The organism is Acanthopleuribacter pedis (assembly GCF_017377855.1).
GTDB lineage: Bacteria > Acidobacteriota > Holophagae > Acanthopleuribacterales > Acanthopleuribacteraceae > Acanthopleuribacter > Acanthopleuribacter pedis.
This window is the reverse complement of the sequence record NZ_JAFREP010000023.1, coordinates 125129-151119: the sequence shown is the minus strand read 5'-3', so window position 1 is coordinate 151119 and position 25991 is coordinate 125129. Positions and strand designations below refer to the sequence as shown.

Genomic DNA, 25991 nt, shown 5'->3' with positions numbered 1-25991 from the left:
TTTACGCGGGTTGAACACTGGAACATCGAAGTTGAGATCTCGTTGCCCCGATGGATTGGGGCTGCTACATTCTTCATTCTTTAGGGACTGGGTACATGACAAGACGTATCTTTAAAGATTTGGGAAGGAGACCGCGATGCGCGTACTTTTACAACGAGTGAGTCATGCCGAGGTATCGGTAGAGGGTTCGGTAACGGGCTCAATTAAAGAAGGTTATCTTTTGTTGGCAGGATCTGCCGCGGGGGATGACCTGGCCATGGTGCGGCGAATGGCGGAAAAAATTGTTCATTTGCGCTTGTTTCCAAACGAAGCCGGCAAATTTGACCGCTCCTTGCTCCAGGTGGGTGGTGGCGTTTTGGTTGTTTCTCAGTTCACGCTTTACGGTGATGCGCGCAAGGGTCGCCGGCCCTCATTTACCGGCGCCGCCCCGCCCGATTTGGCTGAACCTTTGGTTGAAGCTTTTGCCGCCGCCTTTGAGGCGCTTGATGTGGTTTCGGTGGGGCGGGGTCGGTTTGGTGCCCACATGAAGGTTAGCCTGTGTAACGAAGGTCCGGTAACCCTCTGGCTTGACTCCGACACGCTGTTTCCCCGGTAGGCCCACGGCCTGGCAGGCCCACCGCCGTGCCGCTTGAATGGGGGAGAAGGTGTCTGGTTTTGGCGCTGTCCATGCGGTCTCGCCGAAGTCAAACGGGCTTTTCCCCATTGCCCTCATTTCCGTGGTAGAACTCAACCTTTTTCGGGCCTCGCCGATACATTCCTTTACCAATTGCAATAACGCTTTTTGGCATTTCGTCGCCGGCTTCCCTTGACAGCAAAGGATGAAGCCCGGCTTATGGTTGGCACGGCATGTTACGCGGGCTTTTCGGTAAACAAAAGCAGTTACAGGGCAAGGACATTGAACTGCTTCTTAAGATGGTTCTGGTTGATCGTGAACCCGCGTCTGTTAGTAGTGATTCCTTCAAATTTGTCTCGGATGTGCTTGACTACGACGCCACCATTTTTCAGGTGAAAAATACCCTGACCCGGGACGAGGTGCTCTATCAACTTCGCGGCAAAGAGCTGGAAGTATTTTTTCCCTACGAGCTGACGCTTTACCGCGGGGCGACTTCTTTGGCCGGCTTGGGTCTGGTGCGCAACATGCAAACCCTGAAGTTTCGTGTACCGGAAGCCATGGTGCAGGATGAACACCGAGGCGCCTACCGTGTTTCAAAATTTACCGATAAACCGACGGTTACCTTTTCAACCAACTCGTTTGACCTGCTTAAGGCGGCGCTTGCCGACGTCTCCATGACGGGCGCGGGGGTTCGGCTTGATCCGCGCTGGTCGATGAGCGGGATCAGTTTAAAACGGGGTTTGGTTGTATTGATTGACTTGCGCATTAATCGCGACTTGCGGATCTCGACCTCGGCCGAGATTCGTTATCTCTCAGGCAACAAAATGGGGTTGAAGTTTCAGGAATTACCCAAGGACGCCAAAGAGGGGCTGTACCGTTTTATTGTCAAACAGCGTCGGGAAGAGCAGCGGGCGATGGTGGAGTCTCAAAAGAAAATTGCCGCGATGGACCGACCCGACAAAAGTGTCAGCGGCAACGGCAAACCGGTGGTTTTGGAGAAGCCGAGCGGCAAACCCATTGCGCTGGTTGCCGGCGATCAGGGCGAATGGTACGAGTCGCTGCACGGCGCGTTGAATCGCAAATTTAATGTGTTGCATTGCTCTACCAGTGTGACGGATGTACGCAATCATCTGGAATTGAAACCCAACCTCATCCTATTCGAAATCGGCCGCCAGGATTTGGAGGGTTTGGCGCAACTGAAACGCCTGTCACGTTTGACCCCGGCGGGATGTGTTCGCATGTTTTATGGGCGCGAGGTTGCGCCGGAGACCGTGGACCGCTTGGCGGAACAGGGTGGAGAAAAAGAATGTGTCGTAGACCTCAATCGGTTCAAAGTTCTGTTTTTGTTTAAAGCTGTCGACAATTATTACATTCGAAAGACGCCCCATTAACCCAAAACGCTTGCGAACCGCGCCGCGATGAACCCAATCTGTTGCAGGATGGTGGCGCTTTCGCCGTGTTCGCCCAATTGGTTCTTAAACGTGGGTTAATGAGCGGTCTCCGTTTCGAGGGCCAGCACAAAACGTTGATCCTCGTTGGGGTCTTGGTAATCGACCAAGGTGCCGGGTTGATGACCGCGGCGACGTGCATCCCGTTTCACCGCCTTAATATCGATGCCCGCGGCGCGGATTTTTGCTTCGATGTCTTCACCGACCAATTGCTCCAAGCGTTCCACCGCGTCGGCGGGAAATTTGAGGCGAACTTTGACCGATCCGTCCCGCCAGAGGGTCATGCTCAGGTGTCGCGCCACCGATTCAAAGCCCGCGTCGCTCACGGCGCCCTGTTCCATGGCGTCCAAATCCGATGCAAATCGATCAAGTAGGGGGCGCAGGCAAAGATGCCATGAAATTTTGGTTTGCCAGCGGTTTAGGTAAAACAAAAGGCCTTGGATGCTGCGCACCAGAAAAAAGATATCGCCGGGTGCGCTCATACGGAAGTTCCAGCGATCCTCGCCGAGAAGGTCGGCCAGTCGTTCATTGCGATGCCAGGTTTGGGTGTCGTATTGGGCTGGATTGCGAAAGGGCTCGAATAAGATCGCGCAGAGGTGCGGTAGCTTGCGGCGCATCGGCAGAAGGTGACCGAGGTTAAAACCCAGGTGCCCCAGCCAGGCGAGGGGGTCCCCTGAGCCACGGATGGTGGCGCGAATCAAACCGAGCAGCGCGAGTCGGCGTTGCCGATTGAGTTCGAGGACGGAACCGAAATCAAACATCACAATTTGTTGGGGGTCCTCGCGAAAGCGATAATTGCCCCAATGGGGATCGGCATGGGCCAAACCATGGGCGAACAACATGTCAAAAGCGTGTCTGGCCATCATTAACGCGAGCTGGAAACGCGTTTCTTGTGGCCAGGAAAGGGTTTCCGCCAGGGTTGCCCCTTCCTGCCATTGGGTAACCAGAACGCTTGGCCCGCACAGGGGGTCCATGCATTGGGGGACCACGATGTGGTCCGGGTTGGAAACCGCGTCGCGGTAGCGGGTCTGCATGCGCGCTTCTCGGGCGTAATCCAGTTCAACCTCAATCCCGCTAAGCAGCTCGTCGATGAGGGCGTCCATTTGGGGGCCGCCGATGAGGTTGCGTGCTTTGCCCGCCATTTTGACCGCGGCAAGGTCGTGGCGCAAGACGCGGTCGATGCCCGGAAAGGCGGTTTTAACCGCGACCTTACCAAATGATTTGGCGGTAGCACGGTGGACCTGGCCAAGCGAGGCGGCGTTGCCCTTCGGATCAATGTCCTCCAAAACCTCGCGCCATGGCTGTTTCCATTGTTTTTCCAATTGTTTCAAAATCACGTGGAGGGGAAGGGGTTGGCCGCCTTGGTTGAGTTCATCAAAGGCTTCCGCTTTTTCGCTAGAAGAAGCAAGCGAAAAAATTTGCCCGATTTTTTGAGGTAGCCCGCGCATGCCACCCATGCGTTGCGCGAGGTGGCGGCGTGCTCTGTCCAGGACCTCGGGATCCCCGTCTTTTTCTAGGCTGGAAAGTTGGACCATTTCGCGGGCCAGACCGGCATTGGCGAGGGTTCGTCCGAAACGTGACTTTTGCAAATGGGGTTCCTTGTTCAATAGGTATCTTCGCCGAAGGGCAAAAGGAGCTGGCTGGTTTCATTCATGGTGCGGTTGGCCAGGTTCGAGACCGTGATGCCGAGAAGCCGGACCTTGCGTTGGCCTGCTTCGCTGTTGCGCAAGAGCGACTTAGCGACGTGGGCCAGCGATTCGGCGTCATTCATAAACTGGGCCTGTGTACCGGAGCGGGTGATGGTGCTGAAATCATCATAACGCAATTTGAGGGTGATGGTTTTGCCGCGTGTTTTTCGTTTTTGAAGACGGCGGGCGAGTTCTTGGGCAATGAGGTCCAATTCGTGTTCCAGTTGGGCGAGGTTGTCTATGTCGTGGCGGAAGGTTTCTTCGACCCCGATTGATTTTGCTTCCCGGTGTGGCTTTACGGGGCGGGTGTCGATTCCTCGTGCAATGCGGTAGTACCAAGCACCGGCTTTGCCAAACAAGCGAATTAAGTCAACTTCCTCAAACCGCTTCAAATCAGCGCCTTTGAATATTTCAAGGGCGTGCATGCGTTTTTCAGTCGCTTTGCCGATGCCGAAAAATTTGCCGATGGGGAGTTGTTCAATAAAGGCTTCGGCCTGGGTTGGCGGAATGACGCAAATGCCGTTTGGTTTGTTGATGTCCGAGGCGATTTTGGCCAAGAACTTGTTCGGCGCGACCCCGGCGGAAGCGGTAAGGTCGGTGCGCTTCAGGATTTGGGCGCGAATCTCGTTGGCCAGCCAGGTTGCCGAGGGGTTGCCCGACTTATTGTCGGTGACATCAAGGAATGCTTCGTCAAGGGAGAGGGGTTCCACCAGATCGGTGTGGTGAAAGAAAATACGACGGATCTCTTGGGAGACGGCTTTATAGACGTCGAATCGGGGGCGCACAAAAACGGCCTCGGGGCAGAGGCGGTAAGCGGTGGCACAAGGGATGGCCGAACGAATACCAAAGGTCCGTGCTTCATAGCTGGCTGCACAGACCACGCCCCGTGATTGGGGGCTCCCCCCGACCACGACCGGCTTGCCACGAAATTCGGGGTGGTCGCGTTGTTCGACGGATGCGTAAAAGGCATCCATGTCGATATGAATGATTTTGCGTTGGGGAAAAGCGCCGTCCATCACAACCGTCCGAGCCGGAAACCAGCGGTTCGTTCCGTTCTGTGCGCGATGGGCGGTGAACGCCCGGCAGCCGAGCGGCAACGTATCATGGGAATCAGCGTGCTTTTGAGGGCGCTTAGGTCATCCGTTGACCGTTTCCATCTCGAACCTGTGACAGTTCATCCCGCCGGATCGCGCACCACGGGTACGAACCCTATCGGTTTTACTACGAAAACCGGCGAAGCGCGTTGCAAAATACGACAACTTTTTTGTTGTTAAGCTTGGTGGCGTGGTTTTCGGGTTGGAAACGGGTTGCCTGGCCGGCTTGCACCGGGGCCGCGGCGATTTATCGGCGTGGCTTCCTCGGAAAAAGCGTTTTGAGGATTTTGATTCCTGCGAGGTTAAACAGCCCGTACAAAATGGTCAGCCCATCGCTTTCCTTGAATTTTTTGATCCTGGCCGCGGCGGCTGCTTCCGTAAGCTTGCCACGCTCTCTTCGAAAGGTAATGAAGGAAATGGCTTTTTTCCGGACATTCTCCAGGGATCGTGATTCCCGATGAAGAATACGTTCCATTTCTGCGAGTACTTTTACTTCTTCATGGCGCTCAATTTGTAGTTCAAAAATTGCGGATACTTTCTTGTAAATAAAGTCGAAGCCGAACGCATTGCTTTTCTTGCCACGTGGCGCTCTTATTGTAAACAATTTTGAACGCATAATCACTTGCCACTCCAGACCGATGATCATCGCTCTTAATTCGCATTCCTCGAATCCGAACGTGAAACGCGGGTCGTTTTTTAAAATATGAAACATTAACATCGCGGCTGAGCCTGTCACCTAAGAAGCGCGATAACTCGCGGGGATTTTGGCTAAACCTCTGGGCTGCAACGGCCTGAAAAAATACTCACCGCACCCAGTGGGTGCGCCTCCGTTTTTTTTCAAGCCATTTCGCTCCAGATCTTTAGCCAAAATCCCTGGCTCTTATCGCGCCTCTTAGGTGTCATGAATAAGAAGGTAAGCGACCAGATGTTGGCAATTGCGATGCGCGGGGCTTTATCGTATTTAGTGACAATTTCCGCCAATGTGAAGCTCGCGCCGGTAAGAAAGGCAATTAAGTAATCCATAAGACACATGAGCTCCTGAACGACTCGGACGAATGAAGAATCTTGCAAGACTAAAAAGGTTATATAAAGGTTCGCAAAGATTAGGCTATGTGATAATGGGCTTGCTTGTGCTGATCTTTGGAGGGTAGCGTAAAGAAGTACTATCGGACGCTTACGAAAAGGAACCCTCGGTGATCACATTGCAAGTTGATGAGGCCCTCTTTTTGTAGATCTTTTAGAATGGTGTTGAGGTCTAGAGAGGACAAGCATGCTTCGGCTGCAAGACGGGGGGCGGCGATGAATTTTTTTTCCTGAATGAGATCCCAGGTGTTTTCGATTTCGAGATAACCGGGTTTGTTGGTTTTGCGTACCGCGTCTTCAGGGAAGACGAATGGCTGATTGTCTTTTTGTGCGTCGTGCGCATTGGGAAAGTTTTTTCATTTGAAAAGTGAACGGAAGAATGACATTTTTCGCCTCCTGAATGTTTTTTTTGTTGTGACCCTCAATATAGTCATCCCTGGTTGGGATTGCCAGGGTTTTTTTAAAAAAAAATCGATGTAACCCCCTGGCAGATGCGGGATTGGGGGTTCTGCGACTTTCGCCGGCACGTCCATTTCAGCCCGATTGACTTGGGCTGGATTAAAGCGTTTTGAGAAACCCGTTGGAAATGACAGGTTTAGTTTTGGTTGTGATGGCGCTTCTTGAACCGAAGCTCGCCACAGGGCACCCCGGTCTCAAGGAATTTCACCTCGAAATGGGTGCGTCCCGCTTCCGGTTCCGTGATGTCAATCGGGCCGGCGTAGGTTTCCATCATGCTACCCAGGTGCGGGTGGTGTGCTAACGCGTATCGAAACTCGCCTAAATAAAAGGCTTCGTTGGAGGCGATGACCAAGGTGCCGTTTGGTTTGATGAGTTTGGCGAGCAGCGGCAGTATCGGGTGGTAGGACCAGCGTTTTTGGCGGTGTTTCGGCGGCCACCAAGGGTTTGGGTAGAAGATGGTGATTTGGTCCAAACTTGCCGCGGGGAACTTCGGTAGCATGGGGATCACGTTGGTGTGCAAGCCAAACAAGTTGAGACGACCGGCTTTTTCGATTCGTTCCTGCATGGAACCACCCCGAAAGCTTCCTTTGTCGATGCCCAGGTAGGCCGTGTCGGGATTCCTGGCGCTCTCGCGAAGAATGTAGCGGCCCAAGCCACAGCCGAGGTCCAAGGCTCGGGTCGGATAGTCAAAGAAGGCCGGCGGTAAATCCGGCAAAACGCTGTTTTGCCAGCGGACCAGGTAACGCGTCAAATCGGCGCGTGACCAGGCTTTCTCCATTTGCCGAACCGCGTCGGCGTCAGGGTGGGGAATCTCAAAGGGCGGCGGTTGCATGCTTCCTCGTCTCGGCCCGGTTAAGGACCGAGCAGCCGGCTGGCTTTAGAATTGGTAATGGGGCGGTAAGATCCGGGTAACCGGTCTCTGGGGCGTTAGCAGGCGCTGCTCGCGAATCCGGTTGAGTAATGAGATGATGGTTTGCGGCGGCGCGCCGGCCTGTTGGTGAAAGACCAGCGCGGTTTCCAGAACGGACACGTATTCGGGCGCCAAGGATTCGGCGTGGGCTAAAACCTCGAAACCCTCTTCGAGCAGACCCGCGATGAGGTAGGTGCGGCACAAGGCCAGGGTGGTTACCACGGAAAAAGGGTTTTGGCGATGACCTTCTAAAAAGGCCTGCATCGCAATTTCTAGGTAGGTTTCTTTCTGAACCGCGTGCAGCGGGCCGTTGGTGAACAAAACCTCGTAGTTTTCAATTTCGAAAAACTCGGCCGTATCCTTGTCGATCAACCAATGGTTTTGTTCCGTGGCTAGGAAATAGAGATCGAGGAACATACAGCCCAACACATATTGGGTGAGGTAAAACTGTTCGCTGGTGGATAAGGCGTTGCGAATGCACATCAGCGCATGGTCGAATTCGCCACGTTGAAGAAAAGCAAAAGCCAAGTGGGTGTGGAGAATATCGCCCGCGGCGGTGCGTCGCTTGAGTAGGGCAAACCATAAGTCCACAGCCTCGCGAAAACCAGTTTCGGGAACGGCAAGGGTGGGTTCCCCGGCGGGCAAGGCGCGGAAGGTGTTGGCAACGCGGTGATCGCCGTATTCCTTGAGATCGCGGAAGAAAACCACAAGACCTTGGTTAAACAAGGCCTTGTGGCGTTCCGCTTTACCGATTCGTGCTTCGCTAAAACGCTTAAAAATCGCTGCCGCCTGATCAAACGCCTCGGTTCTGGCCAAACAGATACCGAGCAGGTTCCAGGTACGGAAATCGTCGGCGCCTTGGTCCAATTGCTTCTGCAACAGATCCTTGGCTTTTTGGAATTCGGCCCGTTGGATGAAGAGTTCCGCGTTGCGGAGGTTCGGTCCAATCGGGGTTTCCTTGGCGTTGCCGTGGGCGGTCAGGGATTTGTTCAAGCGCGCTCCTCAATGCCGGCCTGGGCGGCGGCAAGTTTGGCAATGGGAACCCGATAGGGGGAGCAAGATACGTAGTCGAGACCGACTTGGTGGAAGAAGCGAATGGAGTCGGGATCGCCCCCGTGTTCGCCGCAAACACCGAGTTTGATGTCGGGTTTGATTTCGCGACCTGCTTCCGAAGCCATTTTGACCAAACGGCCGATGCCTTTCTGATCAATGGACTTAAACGGATCGCGTTTGTAGATACCGGCGTCGATATACAGCGGCAGGAAGCTGCCGGAGTCATCGCGGGACAAACCCATGCCGCATTGGGTGAGGTCGTTGGTGCCGAAAGAGAAGAACTCGGCCGACTCGGCGATCTCATCCGCGGTGAGGGCGGCGCGGGGAATTTCGATCATGGTGCCGATGGGAATCTCCAGCCCGGATTCGCGGATGATGGGCTCAATCGAGCGTTTGACGTGGTCCAGTTCGCCCTTGGTTCCGATCAGAGGCACCATCACCTCCGGTTGGGCGTCGACACCCTCGGCGCGGGCGCGGTTGACCGCGCCGACGATGGCGCTCACCTGCATGCGGTAAATGGTGGGGTGGGAAATCCCCAGGCGACAACCGCGGTGGCCGAGCATGGGGTTGGATTCCTCGAGATCGCGAACCCGCGCCCGGACGGCCGACGGGGTCAAACCCATGTTGGTCGCCAGACTTTCGATCAGCGACGCCTCGTGGGGTAGGAACTCGTGGAGCGGGGGATCCAGCAAGCGGATGGTGACGGGCAGGCCGTCCATTTCGCGGAACAACTCGTAAAAATCCTGTTCCTGATGAGGTTGAAGGGCGTGCAGGGCTTCGATTCGCGATTCTTCGTCGTGGGCCAGAATCATCTTGCGCACGTTTTGAATGCGATCTTCACCGAAGAACATGTGCTCGGTGCGGCACAGACCGATGCCGCCGGCGCCGAGCAGACGCGCGACGCGGGCGTCGGCGGGGGTGTCGGCGTTGGTGCGAACCTTCATCACGGCGATGTCGTCAATCCACGACATCAGTTTGGCGAATTGTTCACCTTGGGAGCCGGCTTCGAATTGACCGGTTTCCAGCTCGCGCAACAGGGGCGAAGAGGTGGTGGGGATTTTGCCTTCCAACACTTCACCGGTGGTGCCGTCAATGGAGATGAACTCGCCTTCCTTTAAACGGCGACCGCCCATTTGAATGGTGGACGACTCGTAGTGAACCGTCATCACCGTACAACCCACGACGCAGGGTTTACCCATGCCGCGCGCGACAACGGCGGCGTGGGAGGTCATCCCACCGCGCTGGGTCAGAATGCCGGTTGAGGCGTGCATGCCGGCAATGTCTTCCGGTGAGGTTTCCTCGCGAACCAGGATGACGGGCAGGCCTTCTTCGGACATACTGACGGCTTTCTCCGCGGACAGGGCGATCACGCCGGTGGCCGCGCCGGGTCCGGCGTTGAGACCGCGACCGAGCAGACGACCGTCTTTGAGCAGTTGTTGTTTGGCTTCTTGGTCGAACTCACTGGCGAGCAGTTGCGAAAGCGAGTCGGGCACAATTTTTTGGATGGCTTCAATGCGGTCAATCAAACCTTCGTTGTAAAGGTCGATGGCGATGCGCAGGCTGGCTTTGCTGGTGCGTTTCCCGTTGCGGGTTTGGAGCAGGAACAGCTTGCCGTCTTCCACGGTGAATTCGGTGTCCTGCATGTCCTTGAAGTGTTTCTCCAGGACGACCAGGGTGTCCAGCAATTGCTGGTAGACCTCGGGCCAATGGGCGGCCATGCTTTCGGGATCGTCCGGGTTGTCGATTTTATTGGGGGTGCGGATGCCCGCGACCACGTCTTCGCCTTGGGCGTTGCGCAGGTATTCGCCGTAGGGACCGGGTTCACCGGTAGAGGGGTTACGGCTGAAGCAGACACCGGTACCGGAGGATTCGCCCATGTTGCCAAACACCATGCTTTGCACGTTGACGGCGGTGCCCCAGTTGTCGGCGATGTTGTTGATTTTGCGGTACAAAATGGCGCGATCATTGTTCCAGGAATCAAAAACCGCGTTGATGGCGCCCCACAACTGATCGCGCGGATCCTCGGGGAACGGTTGGCCGTGCTCTTCCTTGATGAATTTTTTATAGGTGGCGATGAGTTGTTTTAGTCCGTCCAGGGAAATGTCGGAATCGATCTTGACGCCTTCGGCCTCGCGCTGGTCTTCCAACATGTTCTCGAAATCGGAATGGCTCAGATCCAGCACCACGTTGCTGTACATTTGAATAAAGCGGCGATAGGAGTCATATGCAAAACGGGGATTGCCGGTTGCGTTCGCGAGCTGTTCCACCGTGTCGCGGTTGAGGCCCAGGTTGAGAATCGTATCCATCATACCGGGCATGGAAACCCGTGCCCCGGAACGAACCGAAAGGAGCAAAGGCGCGGCGTCGCCGCCACCCAACTTCTTGCCCAGTTCTTGTTCCAGCCAGGTTAAGTTTTTCTCAATTTCGGCGCGTAACCCGTCTTCCAACTGATGGTTGTTGTTGATGTAGCTGATACAGGAACGGGTGCCAATGGTGAATCCCGGGGGCACCGGCACGCCCATGCGGCACATTTCGGCAAGGCCCGCGCCTTTGCCGCCGAGTAGGTCGCGCATGGTGCCGTCTCCGTCGGTCACCGTTTTGGAGAAACGAAAAACATCGGACATCCTAATAGCTCCTTTTTTTCCCTCACTGTCTGCCAACTGGGATAACACAATGAGCCGCGCTCCGGCCTTGTTGCATCAGCCGTTGTCGCAGCGACGCGGCCAAGCACAGGGATCGTGTCGCCAATGGGTCGGCATGTGGCTCATTCAGGCTCATTGAATCAAAGCGTCCAAAAGCGTCCATTGCGGTTTGAGAAAGCGTTGTATGTAGGATGATCCAGCACGGGATCCGCGACAAATGTGTCGCGGCCCGCGAATTCATGGCCGGCGAAAACCGCGTGACGCCTTATTTTGGCGCTAACGTACTGATATCAGCCACCAATCCGAGTGTCAAGCCGATTTCCCGGCACATCGCCTTGCGGTTAAGGCGCAAGGCGTCCTCGTCGACGTTGATGTAAACGCCGTCGGTGCCGAAGTAGGCTTCGGCCGGATCGGCGAGGGTGACCATGAGGTCCATCGCATCCTCGTACCGTGCTTCGCCAACCGCCTTTTCGATATCGTGGCGGACGGCGGTGTATTCGCGCCAGAACCGCTGCTCGGCCGGGTCGCTCAGGAGGTTTTCGTCGAAATCACCCAGTTTATCGCTTTCATCGGCAATGACGTTTTTCATGCGCTTCAGGCTCAGCGACAATCCGCGGAAGTCTTCTTTTTCCTGCTGTTCCGCTACCGCGCTCGCGCGCTGATACACTTGGTCGACGCGCGCGTGGCCCGCGGCCAGAACCCCTTCGACCACGTCGTAATCGAAACCGCGCACCTTGCGCAGGTAGTGGCGGATGCGTTCGATGCAGAACTGCTGCAGCGTCTCCGCCAAATTCTCGGGCGGGGTGACGCCCGCTTTTTCGCGGTACAGTTCCAGCGATTTGGCGACCAGCGCGTCCAAATCCAACGGCAGCTCGGCTTCGACCAAAATACGAATGATCCCCTGGGCCGCGCGGCGCAAGGCGTAGGGGTCCTTGGAGCCGGTCGGAATCAATCCCACCGCGAAACAACCGACCAAGGTGTCGAGTTTGTCCGCGACCGAGATCAGGCAACCCAGTTGGTTGAGGGGGAGATCGTCGTCCATCGAGCTCGGTGCGTAATGGCTGTAAATCGCTTGGCAAACCGGTTCATCTGCACCTTGGTGACGCATCAACAAACCGCCGATTTCGCCTTGTAACTCGGCGAACTCAAACACCAAATCGCTGACCAAGTCCGATTTTGCGTGTTGGGCGGCCTGCTTCAACTGACCTTTTTCCACCGAGGAAAGGGACAGGCTGTCCGCCATGAACGCGGTTAGGTCGGTCAAACGGTCGGCTTTGTCGCGGTAGGAGCCCAGCTCCTGGATAAAGGTGACATGGTCGAGTTTGTTGTACAGATCCTCGAATTTTTTCTCGCGGTCCGTTTCCCAGAAAAACTTGGCGTCGTACAAACGGGCGTTGAGCACCCATTCGTTGCCCTTGCGGACCAGTCCTTTGCGGTCCTCGGGTACCGAGGCCACCGAGAGGAAATACGGCATTAGCTTGCCGTGATGATCCTGTACGGTGAAGGATTTTTGGTGTTCGCGCATGGAGGTGATCAAAACTTCGCGGGGAATATCGAGGAATTTTTCGTCAAAAGAGCCCAGCACCACAAACGGGCTTTCCACCAGATCGGTCACCTCGGTCAGCAGCGCTTCATCGGCGACCAGCATGCCGTTGATTTGGGCCAGGTAGTTGTCGATTTGGGCTTGGATTTTGGCTTCGCGTTCCTCGTGGCCTACCGCAATGTGGCGTTCGGCTTTGCGTTGGAAGTAGGTGTCAATCGCGTCAACCGCAAAAGCCTCGCCGCCGCTGAAGCGGTGGCCGAAGCTTTGGTTGGCCGCGGCCACGCCGGCGAATTCAAAGGGGATCACCGCGCCGTCGAAGAGGGCCAGAATCGAACGTACGGGACGAATGAAAGGTTCCTCGCAGGCGCCCCAGCGCATTTTTTTCGGGAAATGCAATTTGGCCAGCAACGCCGGGATTGCTTCCGCCAGGATCGCCGCCGTTTGCCGGCCCTTGACCTCGAGCTTGCCGGCAACCACTTCACCTTTTTTGCCTTGGGTGCGGAACAGTTGGTCCGGGTTCAGACCGGCGTTGGCGCGCAGGAACCCTTGCAGCGCTTTGCTGGGGTTGCCTGCCGCGTCGTAGGCGATTTTGACGGGCGGTCCGAGAACCGTTTCAACCCGGTCCTCTTGCGCCGCTTGAATGTTGCGGCAGGTAACCACCAACTGGCGGGGTGCGCCTAAGGATTCCATTTCGTCGAATTCGAGGTCGGCCTCGGCCAAAACTTTTTCCAAGCCGTCGCGCAGATCTTTATGGGCGCGGCGCAACATGCGCGCGGGAATCTCTTCAGTCCCGATTTCCAATAAAAACTCAGCCATGGTTGGCCCCCTCCTGCAATGCGACGTGAAGTTTGGCGACCGCGCAGGCTAATTTGCGGACGCGGGCGATGAAGGCCGGTCGTTGCGTGGTGCTGACCGCGCCGCGGGCGTCGAGCACGTTAAACGCGTGCGAGCACTTGAGCGTGTAGTCATAAGCGACCAAGGGCAGGTTTTCCTCAAGCAGGCGGAACGCTTCTTTTTCGTAAAGGTCGAACATGTTTTTATGGAGATCGATGTCGGCCGATTCAAAGCAGTACTTTGAGAACTCATATTCCTCGCGTTTGCGGGCGTCGCCGTAGGTCACGCTGTTGGACCAGGGCAGGTCGAAAATGTTGTCGACCCCGCCGAGGAACATGCACAATCGCTCGATCCCGTAGGTGATTTCCACCGGAATCGGCGCCGTATCAATGCCGCCGACTTGTTGGAAATAGGTGAACTGGGTGATTTCCATGCCGTCCAGCAGGACTTGCCAGCCGACGCCCCAGGCACCCAGGGTGGGGGCTTCCCAGTTGTCTTCTTCAAAACGAATGTCGTGGTCTTCGAGATTGATGCCCATCGCCGCCAAGCTCTGCAAATACAGCTCTTGAATGTTGTCGGGGGAGGGTTTGAGAATGACCTGGAATTGGTAGTGCTTGTGAACGCGGAACGGGTTCTCGCCGTAGCGTCCGTCAACCGGTCGGCGGCTGGGTTCGACGTACGCCACGTTCCATGGATTGGGCCCAAGCGCCTTCAGAAAGGTATGCGGGTTCATGGTGCCCGCGCCGACTTCGATGTCGTAGGGTTGGCTGATGACACAGTCCTGCTGCGCCCAATAATTCTGCAGCGCCAAAATGAGATCCTGGAATTTCACAAGAGCCGCCTTTCGTTAAATTGATGAACCAGATTCGCTCGGGTTTTAATGGGTTTTGCCAAAAAATGTTCCCAGATGTCGCCGAGTGCCCGATGCAGCCTGGTTAAAGCTCCCCATTGTAGTGCATAGTCAAGGAAGGGCTCAATCTTTAGTTCAAAGAGTTGCGTCGTGTAGTCGGTGTCACCGGGTAACCATGGGGCGGGCCGGATTCCGTGGTTTTCAGCCAGGTCCTGCAACAGCCATTGCAGCGATTGTGGGTCGCGGCTGAAAACCCCCGCGAAAACCAACAGCCAGGTTTCCAAATAGGCGTTGAGGTGCGGCATCATTCCCGGCAGGAGCTTGCCCGCTTTTTGGCGCCTTGCCAGGAAATCCATCAGGTGGATCAGGAGACGGGTCACCCGCGCATCCTCTTGGCCTTCCGGTTGGGATTGGTGGATCAGCCAGCCCCAGTGATGCATCAGGCTGAGCCCGAGGTAGTTGCCGGCCACGTCAAAGTTGTGGTCCAGCAAACGGATTTCGCGAATTTGATGCAGGTTTTGGTGTTGTTTGCCGCTGAGTTCGCAAGCCACGCGGCAGAGCGGCGTGAGGTACACCATGGTGACTTTTTTGGAGGTGCGCAGGATCAAGGCGCGTTGGCCCTCCTCCTCGGTGAACACATGGACAATGTACCGGCTCGCCGAGAGGCGGGTGTGGTGAACGACGAAACCCTGGCACTTCTGCTGCATCAAGGGCGAACTCCCGGCGGTTGCCTAAATCGTGAAGTAGTCGCGCAGCACAAACACGATGGAAAAGTAGACGCAGACCGCGATGAAATCGTTAAAGGAGGTTACGAAGGGGCCCGTGGCCAGCGCCGGATCGAAACCGATCCGTTTCATCGCAATCGGGATCACCGTGCCGGTAATCGCCGCCGCCGTCAGCGTACACATCATCGCCGTCAGCACCGTGAGCATCATGCCCAGGCCGCCCCAGTACAAGGCGAAAAAGCCAATCATAAAGCCGCAGACCACGCCTAGGGACAGGCCGACCTTGGCCTCTTTGATCGTTGAGGTACGTGCCTCGCGGAAGTTGAGTGAGTGGTTGGAGAGCAGGCGCGCCATGATGGTGGAAGACTGCACGCCCACGTTGCCGCCCATGGCCGAGATCATCGGCACAAAGGTGAAAATGCGCGCGGCATCCTCGCCGAACACATCGCGTTCCGTGAAACGCATAATCATGACCACCAGCAAGCTTCCCGCGAACGAGGCCATGATCCAGGGCAGACGCAGGCTCACAATTTTAAAGGTTTTGTCGCGCACCAACAGTTCCTCGTCCGAGGTCCCGATCATTTGGTACAGGTCCTCTTCCGATTCTTCCTGGATAACGTCGAGCACGTCGTCCACCGTGATGATGCCGCGTACATGGTTGTTGTCGTCGATGACCGGGACCGTCACCTCGTCGTGCTTGCTCACGATTTCGGCCACTTCCTCCTGGTCGAGGTTGACGTGGACGGGAATCACGTCGGTCCGCATGAAGCTGCCCAACTTGGCAGGTCGTTTTTGCAGCAACAACTGGCGCAAGCTTACCTGGCCGACGAGTTCTTTGTTGCGGGTGACGTAGACGAACATCAGGTTGATGGGGTCCAAATCGCGGCTGCCGCGGATTTGTTCAATCGCGTGTTCTACCGTTTGGTTCTCGTCCAGCGCCAGAAATTCCGTGGTCATGATGCGCCCGGCCGAGTCTTCCGGGTAGTTCATCAGCTGGCGAACGTCGTTTTGTTCTTCCTCGGGAATGCGGGCGACCAGTTGTTCACGGGCCGGTTCGGGAAAAAGTTCCAGCAGCCAAACCACGTCGTCGTCGCTGAGTTCGTTGAGCACAATCGCCCACTCGGGGATTTTCAGGAACGGATAGATGCGGGCCAGGGTGCTGGTGTCGAGGGAGATCAAGGCCTCCGCGCAATAACTGATTTCACTGAGGAGTAGGGTGCGGACCGCGCTTACGACTAAGTCGAAGTCAAGCGTATCCAGCACCGAGGCAAAATCTTCCGGGTAATTTTCGTGGGCCAACCGCAGTAGGGAGACGCGATCATCGCGTTCCAGCGCACTTTGCAGTGCATCGCGGAGCCTTTCCCATTGTTCGGGTGTGCTGACTTGTATGATGTCCATTATGGGGTGCGCCTCCGCCGCAAAAGGTTCGTGGTATGGCGTTGGGTTCCGGCAACGCGCTGTTTGTGGTTTCGGGAACAGGAAGTCGTTGCGGGGCAAAGCCCGATCCCCCCAACCGAAGCCAGGGTCGCGAAAATCATCACTGGTGCTTGAAGGTGGGGCAAGGCTCTAGGGTAAGCCGGCTTGTCCGATCTGGCCAGCCTTTTTCTCGCGCGATTTTTAAACCCGCATTTCTCACTAGGAATTCTGCTACGAAGCCGAAAGCCATGCGATTACGAGGGGGCGGCCCCGCGAAAAGTCGGCCCCCGGTGCCGTCTCTCGGTCGTCAGCTTCGACCTCACAAGGCTTTCACCTAAGAAGCGCGATAAGAGCGAGGGATTTTGGCTAAAGATCTGGAGCGAAATGGTTTGGGAAAAGCGGAAGCGCACCCCTTGGGTGCGGTGAGCATTTTCACAGACCGTTGCAGCCCAGAGGTTTAGCCAAAATCGCCGCGAGTTATCGCGCTTCTTAGGTTTCAGCCTCTCGCAACGAATCCTTGTGGGAAATGCGGGTCAGAAGCCCATCGCGCAACGGGTGACCGATCTCCGAAGAAGAACGCCGCGGTGATCGAATCCTGCCCGGGTTTTTGCAGCAATTAGGGCCCTTAGCCCGCATGTCTCACCAAGGATTCGTCGCGAGAAGCAGAATTCCTTGTGAGAAATGCGGGTTAGGGGTGTTCATCCGCGTGTTCATTGTTAAAATAGGGGTTTTGATGATAAGCGGTTCGGTTTTTTCATGTGCCGGACTCAAATCAAGGTTTACGACTTCTTTGCGTTTCGCCTTTTTTTCACGCCTATCGAATACCCCCCTCAGCTTCTCCCTATTTTCTCTTTTATGGTTCTTTTTAGAGGGAAACAATGAATCTGCTTTCGTTCGTCAAGGCTGTTCTGGTCTGTGTCTGGATTCTGCCCCTGGCCATCCATCTCGATTCCCGCCGTGTCGCCGCCGATTTGGATCCCCACCAAAACGGACTCACCCAAGCCTTACCCGACAACACGATAACTCTGACATTCGATGAACCCCAAATTCCCCTCAATCAGTCGGTCGACGGGACCGTGCTATTGAACCGGGACGGGGACCCCATCCCACCGCTGAGCTTTTCCTACGATGCCGCCAAGCCGGTATCGCAGACGCTGTGGTTCTCTCAGGATTTCTTGAACAACCGCCGCGCGGATTTTGAAACACCCGTGCTCGAGCCGGCCGACAACGAAAGTGTGTTGACCCTCGATTTCGGTGAACCCGTGGATCGCGTCCGTTTTGAATACGAACTCCAAGGGTTGCCAAAAGGTCGCGACGCCGTTTACCGTGTCGAGGCCTACGATCCGCTGGGAACGCTCGTCGGTAGCTGGTCCCGCGAGCTGGACGGCACCTTTCAGCAGTTTGAAGACACCATGGACTACGACTCCAACGTGCCTTTTTCGCGTTTGCAAATGCGCTTCGAAACCGACCGGTTTGCAGGCGAGGCCATCGCCGTGGGTGACCTGAGTTTCGTGCCCGCCCGTGAACCGGATCCCACCTGGTTCGATACCATTTGGGTTGCGCTGATCGTGTTTGTCATGGGTGTGATGTTGCTGGTGATGCGCAACCGCCGTGTCGGCCGGATTTAAACCGTTCCGGCCGCTACGTGAGCGACCTCTTTCATCCCGCTTGGCATTTCGCTTTTGAAACGATGGCGTACATGGTCGGCTTTCGCCTTTATTTGGCGCGCCGGGCCAAGCGCGACGGTGATGCTCAGGCGCTTGCTTCCCTTGTCGTCGCGGTGGGTGCCGTCTTTGGTGCCTTGCTTGGTGCCAAGCTCGTTTTTTGGTTTCAGGAGCCCTACCGCGTCGCCTTGCTCCTGCCGAATCCACGCGCGCTCATCGGCGGGAAAACCATCGTCGGGGGCCTAATCGGTGGGCGAATCGGCGTGGAAATCGCCAAAAAAATCATCGGCATGACCGAATCGACCGGCGATTCTTTTGTGACACCCGTCGCCGTGGGCCTGATTATCGGCCGTCTCGGCTGTTTTTTTAGTGGGTTACACGACGGAACCCACGGGATTCCCACCATGCTACCCTGGGGCGTTGATTACGGCGACGGCCTCGACCGTCACCCAACCCAGCTCTATGAGATCGTTTGGGTGGCCGTGCTATGGCGACTTATTCGCGGTTGCGAAGCGCGCTTCCATCGCGCCGGCGATCAATTTCGCGCCCTGCTTGCCGGGTACCTTTTCTTTCGCCTTGGGGTGGAATGGCTCAAACCCGAGGCGCCCTTGCATCTCGGCTTGTTGACCGGTATTCAGTGGGTTTGTCTGGTGACGCTCTTGATCGACGCGCCGCACCTATGGCGTGTGACGCGTGGGTTGTTCCGCGCTTAATGGAACGCTGAAACCACATTCCTATCCCGCTTTGCACCCGGTAATGCGCGATTTACAAGAGACAGCCTTAACCCGCCTTTCTTCCCGTGGGCGGCGTGCACCTCTACTTTAATTTTAGTTGAAGTGTCGTTGTTTCACCGCCTGGGTCTGCTTTTGGTTCGTTCTGATTTCATCGCATTCCTTGGGTAACTTTCGCTAAGATGGAACCCATCCGATGTGATAAATGATGGGACATAACGCGAAACGGCCGATAAGGTGTTTGCGTTTGTAAAGGAGGCGATTGCGTGACCGCCAAGGTGAGGCCTTATCTTTTTTACGATACCGCGACCTCGATTTGCAGCCGTTGCTACCGTCGTTGCGAGGCCAAAATCCTCATCGCCGACAACCGCGTTTACCTGGAAAAGTGGTGCCCATTACATCAACGCGAGCGTGTCCTCATCGCCGACGACGCCGATTATTACCGCGATGCGCGGGAGAACTACCTCAAAGCGCCGGAAATGCCGCGCCGCTTCAACACGCCCCTGCATTACGGTTGCCCCTATGATTGCGGCATCTGCCCCGACCATATGCAACACGGCTGCCTCACCCTCATCGAAATTACCGATCACTGCAACCTAGCCTGTCCCATTTGTTACGCCGGCAGTGGTCCCCATCGCCCCGGTTTTCGGTCGATGGAAGAGATCGAAGCCATGCTCGACGCCGTCGTCGCCAACGAGGGCGAACCCGATGTGGTCCAGATCTCCGGCGGCGAACCCACCCTGCACCCCGAATTCTTTGCCGTCCTCGAAGCCGCCAAGCAACGCCCCATTCGCCATTTAATGGTGAACACCAACGGCATTCGCATCGCCAAAGAACCCGATTTCGCGCGCCGCCTCGCCGATTTCATGCCCGGATTTGAGCTTTACCTGCAATTCGACGCCTTGTTGGATGAACAGGTACGTCCCTTGCGTGGTGCCGATCTGGTCGCGCTGCGTCGCCGCGCCCTCGATCGCCTCAATGAACTCGGCATTTCAACCACCCTGGTGGTAACCGTTAAAAAAGGACTGAACGACGGCGCCCTCGGTGACATCATTGACTTTGCCGTTGCGCAACCCTGTGTGCGCGGTGTGACCTTCCAGCCCGTGCAGGTCGCCGGCCGGACTGAGTCCTTTGATCCCGCCGTTGATCGCATCACCCTCACCGAGGTACGTCGGCGTATTCTCGAGCAAACAACCTTGTTTCAACCGCAAGATCTGATTCCGGTACCCTGCAATCCAGACGCGCTTGCCATGGCCTATGCCCTCAAAATGAAGGGAAGATTGCAATCCTTAACCGGGTTGATCGACCGCGAAATCCTATTAGGTGGGACCCGCAACACCCTTGTTTTCGAAAAAGATGAAACCCTGCGGCAACACTTTTTCTCCCTGTTCGCCACCAACCATTCGCCTCAAGGCGCCGCCGCCAAATTGGCCGATCTGTTGTGCTGCCTGCCACGGGTGCAGCTTCCCGGAACCTTGGATTACCGCAACGTCTTTCGCGTGTTGATCATGCAGTTTTTCGACGCCTACAGCTTCGACCTGCGCGCGGTCAAAAGGTCCTGCGTCCACATTGCCCAACCCGACGGGAAGCTGATTCCCTTCGATACCTACAACCTGTTTTACCGCGACGAGGCCAAGGAACGCCTCGCCCGAATCCGCGACGCGTTAGACCGGCAGTACCAATCGCAAGCCGAAAACGAATAAGGTTTACCCCTGGCTCCTTAGGAGGTTCCCCGTGGAAGACATGCCCGAAGCGCAAAACCAAGAAAACCAAGGCCTCGAACCCGAGGACCGGCCTCAACCCGATAGGGTCCGTTACGACAATGTTTGGTTGGGTTTGGGCGGCGGTTTGATCTTTTTGGTTTTTTTCTCCGTGCTGAGTCTCTTGTTTATTGAGCTCCTTGCATGGTGGCTTGCCGCGGGGGCACTCGTGTTTTTCGGCTCACTTTTTATGGGCTTTCGTCAATTTCCGCGGTTGGCATTGGGACTGATTCTGTCGCTTGGGGTCTATGTCATTCTCGTGGTGGGTGGCTGCATCCTGTTGATTGCCAACCTCGACTTTCATTAAGGCTTTTCTTTTTCTGCCGAAACCGTTTGAGTAGATCGATTTGGCCCAAATCCAATACGCGCCTCCGCGTGGGAGAACAATTCTGAGCACCGAAGAAGCATGGTGGAAACCTGAGCAAGGTCGTTTCACGGAGCATAACCGGTGACCCTTCGCCCATCGTTCCCATGACAGATCCTGGGAGAACCTTATGAATGATCCTATGAACCAAGGAACCACCAACCCGTATCAAGGCAACCGCCGTGCTTTTGGGCAAACCGCCTTGACCGATATGCTGGATCGCATGTTGTTGGGGGTCGCCGCCTCCTTTGTGCCTTCCGTCTTTGTGGTCGGTGTGGTTTTTAGCGGACTTGTGGAAGACGCGGATGGGCCCGGGTTCTTTTCCGGCTTTTTGATGATCGTGATGATGGGTGTGTTTCATGCCGGCGCCATGGTGCTCGCGCGATTCTTTGGGTGTAAGCGCCTCGTTAAAGGGCTTTTGTTTGGACCGGTTATTTTGGTGCCCGCGTTCTCCGTTCTCCTTGGTCTTATCTTTTTCCTTAATTAAAAAAGGCTTTTGCGTTTTTTGCGCCGGATGCAAGGGGCTCACTGAAGGAATGCCAAAGCGGCTTGGCGGGCCGCCTGCATCAGGTCTCGGTCGCGCCATGGATCGCCGAATTGGAAATCGGAGACACCCGACTGACGCTTGCCAAAAAATTCGCCGGCGCCGCGTCGCTCCAAGTCATATTCCGCGATCTCGAACCCATCGTCGTGTTTTTCTAGAAAACGCAGCCGTTGCAGTTGGTCCTTGTCGGGAACGCCGTCGACCATCAGGAAACAAAAGGCTTGGCGACCGCCGCGACCGACCCGGCCACGCAATTGGTGCAGTTGGCTGAGCCCGAAATAATCGGCGCCTTCGATTACCATCACCGTGGCTTTCGGTACATCGACGCCGACCTCAATCACCGTGGTTGCCAACAACACGCGGTGACGTCCTTCTTTAAACGCCGTCATCTCCGTGTCCACGCGGTCTTTGTCGAGGCGGCCGTGGACCAGGCCCACCGAAACGCCCGCAAATTCGTTCTCGCGGAAACGTTGCCACATGGCGTTCGCGCTGCGTTCCTCGTCTTCCGCCTCGCCCTCAATGAGGGGGAACACCCAAAACACCGATTCACCCGCGTCCAGCCGTTTGCGCGCGAAGGCTACCACCTCGTCGCGGTTGGCCGCGCGTTTGAGCGCCGTGCGCACCGGCTTTTGGAACGCGGGTCGCTGACGGATTTGCAGGACGTCGACCTCACCGAACAAGGTCATCGCCAGCGAGCGGGGAATCGGCGTGGCTGAAAAAGCCAGGTAATGGGGTTCGCGTCCTTTTTGGAGCAGGGACGCCCGTTGCGCCACGCCGAAACGTTGCTGTTCGTCGATCAGGACCAAGCCAAGTTTGGCAAACACCACATCCTCCGCCAGCAAGCGGTGGGTACCGATAACCAGGTCGATTTGCCCGCCGCCGAGGCCTTCCAACACCTCGCGGATCTCGGTGCGGCTTCGTTTGCCGGTCAGCAAGGCGCAGCGAACGCCGAGTGTCGCCAACAGTTGCGCCGCTTTTTGGTAGTGCTGATCGGCCAACACCACCGTCGGACATAACAGCACCGTTTGCCAACCCGCCAGCTTAAAAAACCAACCCATCGCCAGGCCGACCACTGTTTTACCGCAGCCCACATCGCCTTGGATGAGGCTGTTGAGTTTTTTACCGCCGCGCAGCCATGCCGTCATTTGATCAATCACGCGGCGTTGATCGCCGGTGAGTTGGAAGGGGAGTTTGGCTAGGAACGCGTCCCGTTCGCGGTCGTGGGGTTGCAGGCGGGGATAGTGGCGGCTGGGAACCTGTTGTTTCGCCTGGATGCGTTGGCAATGGAAGTGGAAGAACTCCTCAAAAACGAGGCGCCGCCAGGCCGGATCTTGGCGTTTCAGGATTTGGTCCAATTGCACGCTGTTTTCCGGGTTGTGGATGCGGCTGATCGCCTCGGCATGGCTGGGAAACAGAAAGTGGTTCATCACCTTGGCCGGCAGGGTTTCTTCCCGTGGAATCTGTTGGATGGCCGCCTGAACCCAGCCATTGATTTGCGCCGAACGCAAACCGCCGATTTCGCGGTAGACCGGTTCGATTTGGGGTTCGCCGGTTTCCGGGTTTGCATGGGCGGCGACCACCTCGAAGTTGGGACTGTTCATCGTGCGCCCGTTGCGTTCGTAGCGGATCTTGCCAAACAAGGACAGCGTTTGGTTTTTGATGATGCGGTCGTGGATGTGTGTTTGGTTAAACCACACCACGCGCAGGGTACCGTGTCCGTCGTCGACCAGAATTTCCAATACCGGAATGCGCTTGTTTTTGGTGATCGACAGCTCGCGCGAGATGACCCGGCCGCGGATGTGAACCTGCTTCTCCAGCGGGGCTTGAGGGATCGGCAGGATTCGGCTGTAGTCGAAATAATCACGTGGCAAAAGGGCGAGCAAGTCGCCAAAGGTGAGCACACCCGCCTTGGCCAATTTCTCCCGTGACTTGGCACCGAGACCTTTGATTTTCATTTTGGCAAGCGGTTGCGCTTGCCACGGGGTGTTTTCCCCGATTTGGGTTTCTGCGGCGGTCACGGTTCGGTCGCCACCTACAAATTAAGGTGGTGAATCAGTTTGGGCAGGCTTTTATTCGACGGTTCGCTGGCAATTAATTCGCCTTTTTCATTGTACACAGCGAGGTAGGGTAGGCTGCCGATGCCTTTTGCCTGGGCCAATTCCGAGTCCCAATTAACGATGTCCAGCTTGTAAACGACCAAACGGTCGCCGTAGGTTTTTTTGAGGCCGACCAGGCTTTTGTCCAGTTCTTTACAGGGCGGGCACCAATCCGCGTAAAAATCAAATACCGTGAAGTGGCCCGGTTTGACGTGGTCTTCCAGGTTAATGTCTTTCCCCGTGCTCAAAACTTCAAATTGGATCGCGACATCGGTCGTGGTGGTACTGCCGGGTGAACAGCATCCCAAACCGATCAACAAAACCAAAGATAACCAGCGTTGCATGCATCTGCTCCTTCGCGCGCTTCGCCCCGTATTCTACCTGAAAATGGGCGCCTTGCTTGTCGCCTCGCGCTTTTCAACTGCGATTTGCTTAGTTCAGGTCGGCGCCGCCCGGCCTGGCCGACTGCTGTAGCAGGTCGCGCCATGTTTGCACCACATCGCGCTGTGAGGTCAACGCCAAGCAGGTGCCCGCCGGCGTGTCCAGGGCCAAACACCGGCTGTGTAAGGCCTGGTAAGGCAGCCGCCACCGTGTTAAATAAGCCGCCGTGTTTTTATCTTCCAACCAACGTAAAAAAAGTTGCGGATCAGCCCCGTATTTTTTGTCGCCGACGATGGGAAAACCCAGACCCGCGCAATGGGCGCGCAACTGGTTGGTACGGCCCGTGATGGGTTTGAGCTCCAGCACGCTCATATCCTGGTCGAGGTCGTGCGCGACCGCGGCCACCTCGGTGCGGGCCGGTATGCCGTCGGGATCGGGAACCGCCTTTGTATAAATGAGGCTGTCCTTAGCCAGCGGCATCTCGATGATCGTGAGCTTGGTGGGGAAGCGCCCAAACACCAGCGCCGTGTAACTTTTGGCGATGCGGTTTTGTTGGAACTGCATTTGGTAGAAACCCCGCTGATCCGGCTGTTTGGCAAAGGCGATCAAACCCGAGGTTTCAATGTCCAGGCGATGAACCGGGCTAAGTGCCGCGTTATTTGTTTGTGCTCGAAGGAGATGCAGCAAGGTGTTTTGGTAAAAATCACCCGTCGGCGTCACCGGTAAACCCGGTGGTTTGTCAACCACCAGGAGGGAGGCGTCTTCGTGGACGATGTGGATGTCATCGGGGACCACCGGTTCTTCCCAAGGGGGTCGGAACAGCCGGGGCTGATCACCCGACCTGAGGACACTTTCGCGAGTGAGGGTACGATCATTACATTGGAAATAACCGGCTTCGAACCAGGTGTCTACCGGCTTTCCCACGAACAGCCGGGCGTGCTGCTGCAGGTAATCGTCGAGCACAGGTTGCCCGGGACCTTTGTTCTTCGGCAGCAGGATCCATTGACCGTGATTGAGGCGAGCCATTGGGCCGTTCCTTCCGCGGGACTTTGTCCCGCCCCCTCCTCGTGACTTCGTCCCATGCCTGCGGCGGGACTGGCGGAATTGTATCTCTTTTCCGCGGCGCCTCGGTTAGAATGTTCCCTTTCGGGGCATCTCGTCCGCCAATCGCCAAACTCGGTGGAGGTCCAGCTTGAACAGAGATCGTGACGGTATTTTCCTACCGCGGCGTATGGTTTTTTTGCTGATCGCCGGTTTCGTATGCATCAACGTCTTTTTTCTGTTGATGGGGATCCTCATTGGAAAGGACGATCTCAAGTGGAACGAAAAGTTAGAAAACCCTGATTTGGCCTCGAACCAGCCGCTCATCGACCCCAATCTCAATCGCTCGCCGCTGGAAGAAGAATTATCCGTCTTTGAAGACGAGGTGGCCTCGGACCCCGACGACTATGTCAACCAAGAGCCCGACTACCTGAACGACACCAACATGGATCGGCTTACCGAGCGCGTGGAAACACCGCCGCCGGTGACCACCGCCGCGGCGGAGCGGTCCGAGCCGGAACCCACCCGACCCGTTGTAAAACCGCGACCCAAACCGCCCGCCAACAAGGTGGTCGCCAAACAAGCGGCTGAGTTAAGGGGCGGGTTCTGGATTCAAATCCTCGCGGGCAGCGAAAAAAACAAAGTAGAAGATTTCCGAAAAAAAGTGTCGGCGCGCGGTTACGGCACCGCGTTGATTAGCGAAAGCGGTATGTACAAAATACAGGTCGGTCCCTACCGTAACCGACCCGAGGCCGATCAAGCCGCCGCAAAACTGAAGCGCGTTTTCGGGGTGAGTACCTGGATCCGAGAACGTTAGCGTCCCTTTTTGACGTTTAGCCGCGCGCCCGCAGGCCCCCATCAGGATGGTGGATCGTGACCCCGCTCGCCAACATGGGGCTTGGCGCCCTGGCGACAAAGCAGCCGCGAAAACCGCCCAACGAAGCAAAGCATTCAGCCCGTCCCCCATAAAAAAAGGTGCCCAATCCCCGCCGTGCATGGTGCTTGCTTCATGCATGGCCCGGATTGGACACCGACCACCGTTCGTGCCCGCT

22 protein-coding genes are annotated in these 25991 nt (G+C 56.3%); 8 read left to right on the top strand and 14 right to left on the bottom strand.

The genetic code is table 11. The features are described from left to right. The first annotated feature begins 136 nt into the window (after positions 1-136). Both dtd and J3U88_RS22845 read left to right on the top strand, forming a co-directional pair. Positions 137-595 carry a D-aminoacyl-tRNA deacylase gene (gene dtd, locus J3U88_RS22850; RefSeq protein ID WP_207861309.1) on the top strand — a complete coding sequence of 153 codons (459 nt, stop codon included), beginning with the start codon at positions 137-139 and terminating at the stop codon, positions 593-595. Between the two features lie 251 nt (positions 596-846). Further along, on the top strand, positions 847-2004 hold the full coding sequence (locus tag J3U88_RS22845) for a PilZ domain-containing protein (RefSeq protein ID WP_207861308.1): 1158 nt from the start codon (positions 847-849) through the stop codon (positions 2002-2004). Positions 2005-2099: 95 nt separating this feature from the next. Here the strand turns inward: J3U88_RS22845 and J3U88_RS22840 are convergent, their stop codons facing one another. The 11 genes from J3U88_RS22840 to mgtE all read right to left on the bottom strand — a co-directional run bounded on the left by J3U88_RS22840 (position 2100) and on the right by mgtE (position 16340). Next, positions 2100-3650 carry an AarF/UbiB family protein gene (locus J3U88_RS22840; protein ID WP_207861307.1) on the bottom strand — a complete coding sequence of 517 codons (1551 nt, stop codon included), beginning with the start codon at positions 3648-3650 and terminating at the stop codon, positions 2100-2102. A 14-nt stretch (positions 3651-3664) separates the two neighbouring features. Next, positions 3665-4765, bottom strand: coding sequence for a DNA polymerase IV (gene dinB / locus J3U88_RS22835; RefSeq protein ID WP_207861306.1), 1101 nt, complete (start codon positions 4763-4765; stop codon positions 3665-3667). A gap of 325 nt (positions 4766-5090) precedes the next feature. Further along, complete coding sequence (locus tag J3U88_RS22830) at positions 5091-5555, bottom strand: hypothetical protein (protein WP_207861305.1); 465 nt, start codon at positions 5553-5555, stop codon at positions 5091-5093. A gap of 125 nt (positions 5556-5680) precedes the next feature. After that, positions 5681-5866: a hypothetical protein gene (locus tag J3U88_RS22825; protein ID WP_207861304.1), complete on the bottom strand. Its 186-nt coding sequence runs from the start codon at positions 5864-5866 to the stop codon at positions 5681-5683. A gap of 655 nt (positions 5867-6521) precedes the next feature. Then, on the bottom strand, positions 6522-7217 hold the full coding sequence (trmB, locus tag J3U88_RS22820; protein WP_207861303.1) for a tRNA (guanine(46)-N(7))-methyltransferase TrmB: 696 nt from the start codon (positions 7215-7217) through the stop codon (positions 6522-6524). Positions 7218-7262: 45 nt separating this feature from the next. Further along, complete coding sequence (locus J3U88_RS22815) at positions 7263-8288, bottom strand: hypothetical protein (protein ID WP_207861302.1); 1026 nt, start codon at positions 8286-8288, stop codon at positions 7263-7265. Beyond that, the gene (ppdK, locus tag J3U88_RS22810; protein WP_207861301.1) at positions 8285-10972 is read right to left on the bottom strand and encodes a pyruvate, phosphate dikinase; all 2688 of its coding nucleotides are present in this window, start codon (positions 10970-10972) and stop codon (positions 8285-8287) included. The genes J3U88_RS22815 and ppdK overlap by 4 nt, the downstream gene beginning before the upstream one ends. A 283-nt stretch (positions 10973-11255) precedes the next feature. Then, on the bottom strand, positions 11256-13349 hold the full coding sequence (gene glyS, locus J3U88_RS22805) for a glycine--tRNA ligase subunit beta (RefSeq protein WP_207861300.1): 2094 nt from the start codon (positions 13347-13349) through the stop codon (positions 11256-11258). Next, a complete protein-coding gene (gene glyQ / locus J3U88_RS22800) occupies positions 13342-14199 on the bottom strand; it encodes a glycine--tRNA ligase subunit alpha (protein WP_207861299.1) in 858 nt (285 codons plus the stop codon). Before glyQ ends, glyS begins: the two co-directional genes overlap by 8 nt. Then, entirely contained in the window at positions 14196-14924 is a 729-nt protein-coding gene (locus J3U88_RS22795; protein WP_243436104.1) for a recombination protein O N-terminal domain-containing protein, read from the bottom strand. The genes glyQ and J3U88_RS22795 overlap by 4 nt, the downstream gene beginning before the upstream one ends. Positions 14925-14948: 24 nt before the next feature. Then, a complete protein-coding gene (mgtE, locus tag J3U88_RS22790; RefSeq protein ID WP_207861297.1) occupies positions 14949-16340 on the bottom strand; it encodes a magnesium transporter in 1392 nt (463 codons plus the stop codon). An 896-nt stretch (positions 16341-17236) separates the two neighbouring features. Here mgtE and J3U88_RS22785 point away from each other — a divergent pair. The 5 genes from J3U88_RS22785 (at position 17237) to J3U88_RS22765 (ending at position 21364) form a co-directional block, all read left to right on the top strand. Then, positions 17237-17986, top strand: coding sequence for a hypothetical protein (locus J3U88_RS22785; RefSeq protein WP_207861296.1), 750 nt, complete (start codon positions 17237-17239; stop codon positions 17984-17986). Between the two features lie 71 nt (positions 17987-18057). Beyond that, positions 18058-18735, top strand: coding sequence for a prolipoprotein diacylglyceryl transferase (locus J3U88_RS22780; protein ID WP_207861295.1), 678 nt, complete (start codon positions 18058-18060; stop codon positions 18733-18735). A gap of 284 nt (positions 18736-19019) precedes the next feature. Continuing rightward, on the top strand, positions 19020-20456 hold the full coding sequence (locus tag J3U88_RS22775; protein ID WP_207861294.1) for a radical SAM protein: 1437 nt from the start codon (positions 19020-19022) through the stop codon (positions 20454-20456). A 31-nt stretch (positions 20457-20487) separates the two neighbouring features. Beyond that, positions 20488-20820, top strand: coding sequence for a hypothetical protein (locus J3U88_RS22770; protein ID WP_207861293.1), 333 nt, complete (start codon positions 20488-20490; stop codon positions 20818-20820). Between the two features lie 187 nt (positions 20821-21007). Continuing rightward, a complete protein-coding gene (locus J3U88_RS22765) occupies positions 21008-21364 on the top strand; it encodes a hypothetical protein (protein WP_207861292.1) in 357 nt (118 codons plus the stop codon). Positions 21365-21402: 38 nt separating this feature from the next. Here J3U88_RS22765 and J3U88_RS22760 read toward each other — a convergent pair whose 3' ends face one another. From J3U88_RS22760 to J3U88_RS22750, 3 genes are all read right to left on the bottom strand, one after another. Then, positions 21403-23439 carry a helicase-related protein gene (locus tag J3U88_RS22760; protein ID WP_207861291.1) on the bottom strand — a complete coding sequence of 679 codons (2037 nt, stop codon included), beginning with the start codon at positions 23437-23439 and terminating at the stop codon, positions 21403-21405. Between the two features lie 14 nt (positions 23440-23453). Then, a complete protein-coding gene (locus J3U88_RS22755) occupies positions 23454-23861 on the bottom strand; it encodes a thioredoxin family protein (RefSeq protein ID WP_207861290.1) in 408 nt (135 codons plus the stop codon). An 88-nt stretch (positions 23862-23949) separates the two neighbouring features. Beyond that, entirely contained in the window at positions 23950-24924 is a 975-nt protein-coding gene (locus J3U88_RS22750; RefSeq protein ID WP_207861289.1) for an RluA family pseudouridine synthase, read from the bottom strand. Between the two features lie 166 nt (positions 24925-25090). Here J3U88_RS22750 and J3U88_RS22745 point away from each other — a divergent pair, with 166 nt between their 5' ends. Next, complete coding sequence (locus J3U88_RS22745; protein WP_207861288.1) at positions 25091-25756, top strand: SPOR domain-containing protein; 666 nt, start codon at positions 25091-25093, stop codon at positions 25754-25756. Positions 25757-25991 lie beyond the last annotated feature (235 nt).